Here is a 10361-nt window from a genome sequence, read left to right as displayed (position 1 = left end):
CGCCACCGGTCAACAAAAATGTGGTACATTCGCCTATACGCCATAATGATGTGTCAGCACATCGATGCTTGGTACAGCAGTCAGAAAGAGCAGTTAAATATTGAAGAAATCATCTTTCCTAAAGCCGCCTAGTCAATTTTTAAAAAAATAATGGTAATAGGTTTCTTTGTCATGGACATTTTTGAAAATACAATGAAAATAATGATTGTGCAGGCCATTCCAATCCAATTTCCAGTAATTTTGGTTCATTTCACCCGGAAAAATTGTTATTTATTCCGAGACTCTATATAAAAGGAAATCAAAGCTAAAATTACAAGTGGTTTCAAAACCCAAAACTTATTACTCGTGTCTTTTAAATTATTTCTCTTAGAAAATATCGCAAATAAAAATATAGTTAAGATGGATAGCAATAAAAAAATTCTAACTAGAGGAATAATTTGCTCGAGACTAACCATTTCACCTAACATGGCACCCATCATCCCACCCATTAGTCCAGACATTATTCCTTCTAATGCAGCGAGAATCCCAAAAACACTTCCACAAATAAGTCCAATAATTAACCCAGATAAAATTGAAACTACTGTTGATAAAAACAAATTCCCCTGAAATAAACCACCAAAAAGAGTACCAATTGTTAATCCAAAATTCATACTATAAAACATGATAATACTCATTCCATGCATGGGTTTAATATTCTTCTTTAAAATTCTTGATAATAAAATGACAATTACTGTTAAGATTAATAATGAAACTAAAATAAATAACTGATAGTATCCCACAAATCCATCCTTTAAAATAATCGATTTATTAATTCATATCAAATTATATTAAATACCCTTTAGAGGTATGCCCACAACCTTTAAATTACATAAAAATTTCATTAAAAACATTGACAAATTATTTGGATAATATCTTTTACGCAAAAAAATAGCTTGAAGAAATAACTATATTCAAGCTATTATGGCTAATTAAACATCTACAAATAATTGATTTTAATTTTAGTTTTTTAGTAGTACATTTTTTTATTAAAGTTTCTATAGAACCATCTGCTTATCATTAATAAGGCAAGAACAAACATTGTAAAAAATAAAACATATATAAATGTATAATTGCTGTGATCTTTTATTTGACTATCCTTGGTTTCTGATACATTTTTATCATCAAGAGTCGTAATTCTCTCTAACTGAAATGTGGCAATTACATCTTGGAAGTCGTTTTTTAATTCTAATAAACCATCATTAGTTATCTGTTGATGAATCTTTTCATTTTTAGAAATCGTATAAATAAGAATATCATTATTTATATATTCCTCGTTATTGATTCCAAACAATTGGCCTTCGGAAATACTCTCAACATTAAAATTGTCAAAACCATAATCAAGTAGGTCTACTGTATCGTGATATGCAATATCTTCTGATGGGGCATTAAGAGTAACGGCAATTAATGAAAGTTCTCCCCTTGTTGCAGTAGTAACTAAAGTAATACCAGACTCAACAACATAACCAGTTTTTCCTCCAGTAATCCCATCATATGGTTGTTGCCTCATTAATTTGTGATGGGTATATATGGTTGTATCCCATGACTTCCCATTCCACTTTAGTTCCTTTGTCCCAAATATTTCTCGGAAGTCTCTATTTTTCATTGCATATTTTGTAATCAAAGCGAGATCACGGGCAGTAGTTTGGTGTTCCGGATGGTATAGACCATGTGGATTAACAAAGTTTGTATTTTGAAGTCCTAAATCCTTTAAATACCGATTTAAACTAGTTGCGAACCCCTCTACCGATCCATCCAAATGTTCTGCGATTGCCACACCTGCATCATTCCCAGAATTGATTAGAAGCCCCTGAATAAGCCTTTTTAATGTTATTTTTTCTCCTTCTTCTAAATAAACTCTAGTACCAACTACTTCCCTTGCATTGTGACTGATCGTTACAAGGTCATCAAGGTTTCCATTTTCAATTGCATAAATAGCAGTGGCAATTTTTGTTAAACTAGCTGGATTCATCTTTTTATCTGGTTTTTTTTCATATAAAGTTCGACCTGTTTTTCCATCTATTAAGATTGCAGCTTCACTTGTAATAAGTGGTTTATCAGGAGATACTGCTTCAATTACCTTATTATTAAAACTGTTCGAAAATATTGAAATGACTATTAGTAACATCAATAATCTCTTTACAAATGAAAATTCAATGCTTATAAATCTGCCCATATGTATTATTCTCCCCATATTAAATTACCTAATGTATTAATGTATTTTAAGAAAAAAATATGAAAAAATTAAGGAGAAATTAAAGGAAATATATAATGTAATTAAAACGTAATACTTCTCATTTTAAATTTACTTTTTAAATAGACTTAGAACCTATAATTGTCCTGGTTACAGTTAATATTATTTAAGTTTTAGAAATATTTGTTGGCTTGAATTAAAGATTGATAAAAAATAACTCTAAAAGTCAAATCAAATAATAAATAAAAAGAAAGTATTATGAGCAACGATAGATCAAAATACTTTCTTCTTTGTTATTAAGTATGTAGTCTTTATAAAAAAGTTTAATTATTTTTGTAGTTCTTATTCAATTGAAGCACACGATTGTGGAATTTTAATGCTCCCCCCCATTTCCTTATTAAAGGGTTCTCTTCTTTTCTGTAGAATATTTACAATTAAAGGAGGTGTCATTAATGGGCGTTAAAATCACTGGACTAAACAAACTAAAGAAATTACAAAAAGGAGCTAAAGAATTATCAAAAACTAAATCAATTCCGATTACTGAGTTATTAACGGATACTTTTTTAATAAAAAACACAGATTTCAATGGTTTTGTTGAATTTGAAAATAGTGAAATTTTCAACAAGTATAAAAACATTGAAGATATTCCAGATGACGAAATGGATGAGTTTATTAGAAACAAATCAAACTTCGATTCTTGGGAAGACTTACTCAGTAATGCAACAGAAGAGTATGTTGTTAAGAGGCTTGGCTTTTAGTTTTTTAATAGCAATTCCTAACTTACTACTCTCCTACTATTTTACTTTAACAAGAAAAGGACGATTGCCTTTATTGTGCAATCGTCCCCATTAATTTAAGTACAATTCTACATGAAAAATTATAATCAATTTTAACCTTCAATATAGCCCATTATTGATATATAAAAAGCAAATAAAAAATGCTTATAAATATTCAAGCATTTTTTTGAACCATTTTCACCTATATTCCCCAATAAGTAAGCGTATCAAATATCCCAATAATAATAAGAATTACACCCGCTGCTTTTTGTACAAGTATTCCTATATTTCTACTATTCTTCATAATTGCTCGTTTTGCATCAAAAACTTCAGTTAGAGCAAAAATAAGTAATAAAGGAATAGACGTTGCGAGTCCAAATACTGCTGGTAGTGCAAAGCCATATGAAGTGGAGACAACGGTAGGCATTAACCAAACAAAAAACAGGACAAACATAGTTGGACAAAATGCGAGTGAAAAACTTGCTCCTAATAAAAAGGAGCCAAGTTTTCCCTCTTTCATTATGACTGGAATACGGTCAGTTATTCGTCCAAGAAATTCCATTTTAAACAATCCAAGTAGTACAAGACCTGTTATGATCAATAATGGTCCGATTGCTTTTCTGAATACTGTAAAGTACTTTGTCATCTCTGTTTCAAATGCCTGTCCAAAAATCCAGGCAAGCCATCCAATTAAACTGAACACAACAACTTTACCCAAAATAAAGAATGTAATTTCAGTCCAAATTTTTCCCTTTTGTATCGTTCTATTGCCATAAAACGTAATGGCACTAATATTTCCGGTTAATTGACATGGTGCAAATGCTCCTATTAATCCGAGCAAAATTGCAACAACAATCGGCGAATGTTCGTAGGAATTCATAAAAACTGAAATTGGTTCAATAATCATTCCACTAATGTCAGATAGAAAACTATACATTGTAAACTCCAGCACCTTATATTATTTTGTTAATTCACCATTTGACGCTAATTTCTGCCAATTAAGTCCATTATCTTTTGTTAAATAAATATTTAAATTATTAGTAACGATCGTTATTTCTTCACTGTTATTTGGATTAGAAGCAATAAAGATAATAGGGTCTTTCATTATTTCCACTGGTAGTGAAATTTCGTTTTCTTTTGCACTTTCAAATGTAAATGATTTTAAATAAACATTCGAATCATCAAAATTTGTGTAGTAGCCACCTGATTCGGTTAATGTAACGTAAGAAATCATACTTGTAGAATTTAATTTTTCTACATTTTGACCAAAATCTTCAGAAATATAAAGTCCATCATTACTTCCGACTACAAGTCGTTCGTCTTTCGATGGGTGGGCAGCAAAATTAGAAAGGTATGAAGATTCGAAACCGTTTAAAGCAGATGAAGACCATGTTTTACCTTCGTCAGTTGAATAATGTAGGCCACTCTGTAATTTTTCTGTTGGCATTTCATTAAATACATATATTGAGTTTGAATTGTACCCAGCAGCAAGATAATGGAAATCAATTTCTCCATAAAATGCTAACTTTTCAAAACTTGCACCTTTATCTGTACTTTTGATTAGTCCAAACGGATTTTCAAGGTCAGAACCTTGACCAGGATGTCCACTTGCGTAGAAACCGTCACTTACTGCCTGAAATCCCATATAATCATGTTTTTGGGCATTTGCTTCTTTCCAACCTTCTTCACCGTAGGAATATAAACCTGTATGAGTAGCAATGACAACATCATCTTCGCCGTTTATATATCCTGCACCATGAATATGATCGATTTGATTATTTGTTACTTTTTCATATTGAAACTCAATATTTCCACTAGAACTACAGGCTGTTAAAACTAAAACTACTATTGAAAGACTAAATATCATTGTAAACTTTTTCATTATTAATTCTCCTTTAACTCCACTTATATCCAATTCCCCAAACGGTTTTAAGGAAATCATTAGTTGGTAATCCTGCTTTTCCAAGTTTATCCCTCAAATTACGGATATGTGAGTCTATTGTTCTAATATCAGTATCTGTTTCATATTCCCAAGCAGCACTCATTAGTTCCTCTCGTGTAAATGTTTTAGTAGGTCTAGAAATCATAGCTTTTAATATATTGAATTCTTTAAGTGTCAGTTGAACAGTTAAATCTAAATAATGTAATGAGTATGTTTCCTGATCCAAATAGAAACTATTAAACTTGATTATGTTTTGTTCCTCTTCATCTTCAGGGAATCTTCTTAGTACCGCATTTACTCGAGCTACTAACTCCTTTTCATTAAATGGCTTTGAAATATAGTCATCAGCTCCAATATTTAAACCTCTAACTAAGTCATCTTTATCAGATCTAGCGGTCAACATAATAATTGGTACATTTGAAAATTCACGGATTTGTTCACATACTTTCCATCCGTCCATTTCAGGCATCATGACATCTAACAGAATAAGTTGAACTTTTTCTCTCTCTATTATTTTTATTGCTTCACTACCACTCGTAACTTTGATGCACTTATATCCATGTGGAATAAGAAATAATTCAACTAAATCTAACATTCTTTGCTCATCATCAACTAAAAGAATTGTCTGCATTCCGGACATATCAGCACCCCCTTTATTAGATAGTAATGGTAAATGTACTTCCTATCCCTAAATTACTGTCCACACTAATAGTACCACCATGTGCTTCAATTAACTCTTTTACAACTGCTAATCCAATTCCTGAACCACCATATTCTCTCGAACGAGATTTTTCAACACGGTATAATTTCTCGAAAATAAATTCTAATTCCTCTGACGGAATACCAATTCCAGAATCAATGACTTTAACTACCGTTTTATCCTTTTTCTTATATGCTTCCAAAATTACTTCCGTATTTTCTTTTGAATATTTCAAAGCATTATCTAATAAATTAACAATTATTTGCCCTAATCGAATAGAGTCAGCATATATTGTAAAGTTTTCGTTACTATTTAAGTTTAATTTGATATTTTTCAATTCAAAGGATGGGGCAACTAGTTTACAAATGTCTTCCAGGAATGGTTGTGAATCAAAATAGGTTTTTGTTACCGTAAAAGAGTTTTCATCCATTCTCGCAAGATCTAACAAGTTCTTGACGAGATCCTTCATCCTATTTGACTCTTCTCCAATAATTTCAAGATATTGCTTTCTTTCCTGGTCATTCAAACCATCTCTCATTGCAACATTTGAATATCCAATTAGATAAGTTAAAGGTGTACTTAATTCGTGTGAAACAGAGGCTAGAAACTCATTTCGATCTTTTTTTAGTCTTTCCAAATCATTGGCTAATTTTTGAATAGAAAAAGACAATTCTCCAAGTTCGTCTTTTCCTAATTTAGGCAGACTAACATTAAACTCGCCTTTACTTAATTTTTCAGTAGCTTCTTTCATCCGGATTAATGGTCTAGTAATCACTTTTGATAAAAAAGCGTATAAAAGTAGAAGTATTAAAAAGCTCATTATCCCCGCTATTACGAAGTGAATATTTAAGTAACTAACCATTTGATTGAGAGAGTTTGTACTTTGAAACATTACGACATTACCAGATTCATTTTCCCCGACGTTATATGGGTGATTACTCACGATGTAAGGAGAATTTTCCCAATCGGAAATTAATATCTCATCCTTACCACCTTCTGTACTCTTTATAAGTGGGAAATATTCTTCTAATACGTCGCTATTTATCCCTGAATCTCCTACGATATTCCCTGAATTATCAGTAATAACAACTTCCCTTTCCTCATTCATTTCCATTAGTACAATATGTTTTATTGTAGTTTCAGAATAGTACTCAACTAATACATCTCTATGGTTAGCTCCATTAGACAATAAAAGTGAAAATTCCTCTTCAACTCTAGTATGGATAATGCTTCGGTGAAGATAAACCATTAGAAAGCATTCCATCACAATCACTACGATAAAAAAACAAGTAGCTAGTTTTATAGAAATCTTGTTCATAATTATTCGATTCCTCCATCCTCAAGATATCCTTTTTCTTGAGGATTCAAAAGATTTTTTAATTTTCTATTCCGGCAATATCTGTTCCATATAATTGCGTATAGCAGTTTCACTCATTTCACCAGTAATAATATTCTCTATTTTTCCTTCTGGATTAACAAGAACTGTTGTTGGTAAAGGTTTAACATGATATGCACCCATAACGTCCTTACTTTTATCAATTAATACAGGGAATGTTAGTCCTTTACGGTCAATGTACTCTTGTACTACAAAATCCGATTCAGCTATGTCTACTGCTAAAACCTGAAGACCTTGTGTTTTATATTCTTGGTAATAACGATTGATTATTGGAAACTCTCTTTCACAGGGTTGGCACCAAGTTCCCCAAAAGTTTAAAAAGACCCCTTGTCCCCTATAATCAGATAACCTGTGTTCTACTCCATTCATATCTAAAAGTACAAAATCTGGTGCAAGATCACCTATTTGTAAAACTTCAGCTTTTTCTTTCGTTAAACTTGTATATATCGTAAATACTATTGCTGAGAATAATAACAGTAGAATAACAAATCTTACTACTCTACGCCTCTTTTTCATATCCATAATTAAAGACTATCCTTCCATTTATTTACGTCATAAATAAGTGATTAAAATCCTGTAAATCCACCGAAGTATGGTGTTAATAATGCAATAATCATTGTCATCAGATCAAAGTATAATAGAATACCCATTAGGATCATTAAGATCCCACCTATTTTCATAAACAGGTCGCTTCTTTTCTGAAGAAATTTCATTCTCCCAATAAATAGTGACATGACTAGGAATGGAACTGCAAAACCAAGTACATAAAACAGCATATAAATAATCCCTTGGTTTGGATTTGATATTCCTAACGCAATTACACCTGCAAGAATGGGACCTGTACAGGGTGTCCACCCAGCTGCAAAACCTATTCCAATCAAAACGGAACCAATGTATCCTTTAGGTCTTTTCTTAAACTGGATTCTTTTCTCCGAACTTAAAAAATCAAATTTGAAAAAACCTAGAATTACTAATCCAAAGATAACCATAAATAGTGCACCAATTTGTCTAAGTAATTCTTGATACTGTATGAATATTTTTCCAATAATTGAAGTTGAAAGTCCTAAAGCCAAAAAAATAATCGAAAATCCAACTAAAAATAAAATTGTATGGATAAGTGCTTTTCTTTGAAATATTCCTTTGTCTTCTTTCAATTCATTAAAGGACATTCCAGTAACATAAGAAAGAAATGCAGGATATAGAGGCAACGAACACGGTGAAATAAAAGATAAAAGTCCCGCTCCAAAAGCAAGGAAGATAGTTATCTGTTCAGCCATGAAATTTTCACAAACCTTTCTTCCGATTTAATGAAATCGATTATTAGTAAACAATTCATTAAGAGTATAAATTATAAATGTGCAGAAATTATGAAGAAAGAATCGATGTATAGGATAATAAACCCTACTCATAAGGATCAATTAACATCTTTCACCAAAATGCACCGCAAACTAAAAAGACGTTTATCCTATTGGATAAACGCTCAATTATTATTATAGTAAACGAACTTTTTTAAATTAATGGTAGCACGAACCCCCACAACTTCTTCCTTAAGCTAATTCCATAGCCTCATACCCTGAATCTTTAATAGCTCTATTAAATGTTATTTCCACTTTTCCATCAGAATTGAAAGATTCAACCCAATTTACTTACATTTTGTCGATTAATTTATTATGAAATGCATAAATTTATATTAACTTATTAAATAATCTCTACCTATCCGTTTAAAAAATTTATAGAATGTCTCTCGCTTTTTCCCAAATTCTGAATAAATAGCAATAATTTTTTCTACGGTATTGTATAATTGTTCTGGTGTAAGATTCTCCATCAGCAAGACACCGACCTCGGCGTCTTTCCCCTTTGCTTTTCCTCCAACATATAAATTGTAATGATCTCTAATCTTCATAACACCTATATCGCTTAACATAGGTTCACCGCAACCAATCGGACAACCTGTATACGCAACTTTTAGGGTAAATGGTACTGGTTTCCCGGCTATACGACTATTTAACTCTTTTGCTATCGGCATTCCTTCCTCTTCTTCCCCTTAGCAAAAATTACAGGTTCTTAAACTTTTTACAAAATTCCCAACTGGATAACATACTAATCCTACACTTTGAAATTCCTCTATAATATTTTCCTTTTTTTCTTCCGGGATTTCTATATAAAGTTGTTGGAAGGTAGTTAACTCAAGTTCTTCATCTTCATTCAAATATTTTGATATTGTAACAAGTTGTTTTGAGTTGAGTTTTGCTCCAAATCCTATTCCTCCATTTATGGCAATCTTAATTTTTTTACCACTGTCCTCCATATAATTTACCTCCTCTCCCATTCGTCTACTATATGATGATAAAGTACATAATTAATAGATATTATACACTTGCCACTAAATATAGTAACACGTTACATCAAATATCTAATTTTGTAATTTTACTCTTTGTAAGCGCAATGCGTTTAAAACAATTTATACGGAATTGAACACCATCGCTGCACCAGCTACCCAAGGTGCAAGTAACCCTATCGCAGCAATAGTATACCAACATTATATTTATACATTTAATAACCTCCTTCCTCATAACATACCCCCTTATGGTATGTAAACCAATTATAAGTATTTATTAAACTACCCCGTTAGCCATCCATGAATTAAGACCTGATCACAGAAAATGTAAGAAAATATTTTGCCAACAACTACAAATGATAGAACTATTACTAATGAGGTTACAATATCTACTTAAATCCTGTTAATTTTCGACAGGATTTTTTATATTTCAGAAGGAATATTAAATTAAAATGGAGGTGTTTAATTTTGAATGAATTTCATCTACATACACAAAAACTAGATAAGTTAATTAACAAGTTTATTTTACACTCTAAAAGATTTGTTGAATGGTCTGCGTTTTCTTACGGAACAGCTGATCTATTTAGACACCCAGAACCAAATAATAAATTTACATATGACCATGAGTATTTTAATTTTACCAAAAAGTACAAAATCTTTAGTTAGTATCCGAGCGTTATTAAAATTAAATCATAACGAAGATGTTTTAATTTTAGTTAGAAGTATATTTGAAAACTATCTAAGTACTAGATTTTTAAATGAAAATGTAGATAGCTTCGAAGAATTTACTATTGTTTTATTGAAATTATTTACGAAAGAATACATTTATGACCGCGAAAATAACATCATTATAGATAGAAATCGAAATAAAATTGCTAATGGTATTTTAAATCCTAGTAATTTTAAATTAGGTAAAGATAAAAGTTATTATCCTGAATTTTATGGTCTTCTTTCAAATGTAGGTCATAGTAACTTTGGT

10 protein-coding genes and 1 pseudogene are annotated in these 10361 nt (G+C 31.1%); 2 read left to right on the top strand and 9 right to left on the bottom strand.

From position 1 onward, the window contains the following. Positions 1–266: 266 nt before the first annotated feature. Positions 267–779, bottom strand: coding sequence for a hypothetical protein (locus tag ACOQFO_RS00725; RefSeq protein ID WP_421687811.1), 513 nt, complete (start codon positions 777–779; stop codon positions 267–269). A 227-nt stretch (positions 780–1006) separates the two neighbouring features. Next, complete coding sequence (locus ACOQFO_RS00720; protein ID WP_197061781.1) at positions 1007–2212, bottom strand: D-alanyl-D-alanine carboxypeptidase family protein; 1206 nt, start codon at positions 2210–2212, stop codon at positions 1007–1009. Between the two features lie 470 nt (positions 2213–2682). Between ACOQFO_RS00720 and ACOQFO_RS00715 the strand changes: the two genes are divergently transcribed. Beyond that, a complete protein-coding gene (locus ACOQFO_RS00715; RefSeq protein WP_421687810.1) occupies positions 2683–2988 on the top strand; it encodes a hypothetical protein in 306 nt (101 codons plus the stop codon). A gap of 220 nt (positions 2989–3208) precedes the next feature. On the opposite strand, the gene ACOQFO_RS00710 is transcribed toward ACOQFO_RS00715, so the two are convergent. The 7 genes and pseudogenes from ACOQFO_RS00710 to ACOQFO_RS00680 all read right to left on the bottom strand — a co-directional run bounded on the left by ACOQFO_RS00710 (position 3209) and on the right by ACOQFO_RS00680 (position 9352). Then, positions 3209–3943, bottom strand: a complete 735-nt coding sequence (locus ACOQFO_RS00710; RefSeq protein ID WP_421687809.1) for a sulfite exporter TauE/SafE family protein — start codon at positions 3941–3943, stop codon at positions 3209–3211. A 21-nt stretch (positions 3944–3964) separates the two neighbouring features. Further along, positions 3965–4888 (bottom strand): F510_1955 family glycosylhydrolase, encoded by a 924-nt coding sequence (locus ACOQFO_RS00705; protein WP_421687808.1) that lies wholly within the window; start codon positions 4886–4888, stop codon positions 3965–3967. Positions 4889–4901: 13 nt separating this feature from the next. Beyond that, positions 4902–5579, bottom strand: coding sequence for a response regulator transcription factor (locus tag ACOQFO_RS00700; RefSeq protein WP_421687812.1), 678 nt, complete (start codon positions 5577–5579; stop codon positions 4902–4904). Between the two features lie 25 nt (positions 5580–5604). Next, a complete protein-coding gene (locus tag ACOQFO_RS00695; protein ID WP_421687807.1) occupies positions 5605–6966 on the bottom strand; it encodes a HAMP domain-containing sensor histidine kinase in 1362 nt (453 codons plus the stop codon). Between the two features lie 66 nt (positions 6967–7032). Next, positions 7033–7566 carry a thiol-disulfide oxidoreductase ResA gene (gene resA, locus ACOQFO_RS00690; RefSeq protein ID WP_421687806.1) on the bottom strand — a complete coding sequence of 178 codons (534 nt, stop codon included), beginning with the start codon at positions 7564–7566 and terminating at the stop codon, positions 7033–7035. Between the two features lie 44 nt (positions 7567–7610). Then, positions 7611–8321 (bottom strand): cytochrome c biogenesis CcdA family protein, encoded by a 711-nt coding sequence (locus ACOQFO_RS00685; protein WP_421687805.1) that lies wholly within the window; start codon positions 8319–8321, stop codon positions 7611–7613. A 413-nt stretch (positions 8322–8734) separates the two neighbouring features. After that, a pseudogene (locus ACOQFO_RS00680) lies at positions 8735–9352 on the bottom strand (nitrite reductase). A gap of 652 nt (positions 9353–10004) precedes the next feature. Here ACOQFO_RS00680 and ACOQFO_RS00675 point away from each other — a divergent pair. Next, positions 10005–10361 (top strand): DUF5677 domain-containing protein (locus ACOQFO_RS00675; RefSeq protein ID WP_421687804.1); only part of this gene is annotated, 357 nt, incomplete at its 3' end.

Source organism: Ureibacillus sp. MALMAid1270 (assembly GCF_049202975.1).
Lineage (GTDB): Bacteria > Bacillota > Bacilli > Bacillales_A > Planococcaceae > Ureibacillus.
This window is presented reverse-complemented; position numbering and strand designations above follow the sequence as displayed.

Excerpts from the sequence above, each read along its gene's own strand:
- ACOQFO_RS00720 (WP_197061781.1), bottom strand. The coding sequence starts at position 2,212 with ATGGGCAGATTTATAAGCATTGAATTTTCATTTGTAAAGAGATTATTG.
- ACOQFO_RS00715 (WP_421687810.1), top strand. The coding sequence starts at position 2,683 with ATGGGCGTTAAAATCACTGGACTAAACAAACTAAAGAAATTACAAAAA.
- ACOQFO_RS00710 (WP_421687809.1), bottom strand. The coding sequence starts at position 3,943 with ATGTATAGTTTTCTATCTGACATTAGTGGAATGATTATTGAACCAATT.
- ACOQFO_RS00705 (WP_421687808.1), bottom strand. The coding sequence starts at position 4,888 with ATGAAAAAGTTTACAATGATATTTAGTCTTTCAATAGTAGTTTTAGTT.
- ACOQFO_RS00700 (WP_421687812.1), bottom strand. The coding sequence starts at position 5,579 with ATGCAGACAATTCTTTTAGTTGATGATGAGCAAAGAATGTTAGATTTA.
- ACOQFO_RS00695 (WP_421687807.1), bottom strand. The coding sequence starts at position 6,966 with ATGAACAAGATTTCTATAAAACTAGCTACTTGTTTTTTTATCGTAGTG.
- resA (WP_421687806.1), bottom strand. The coding sequence starts at position 7,566 with ATGGATATGAAAAAGAGGCGTAGAGTAGTAAGATTTGTTATTCTACTG.
- ACOQFO_RS00685 (WP_421687805.1), bottom strand. The coding sequence starts at position 8,321 with ATGGCTGAACAGATAACTATCTTCCTTGCTTTTGGAGCGGGACTTTTA.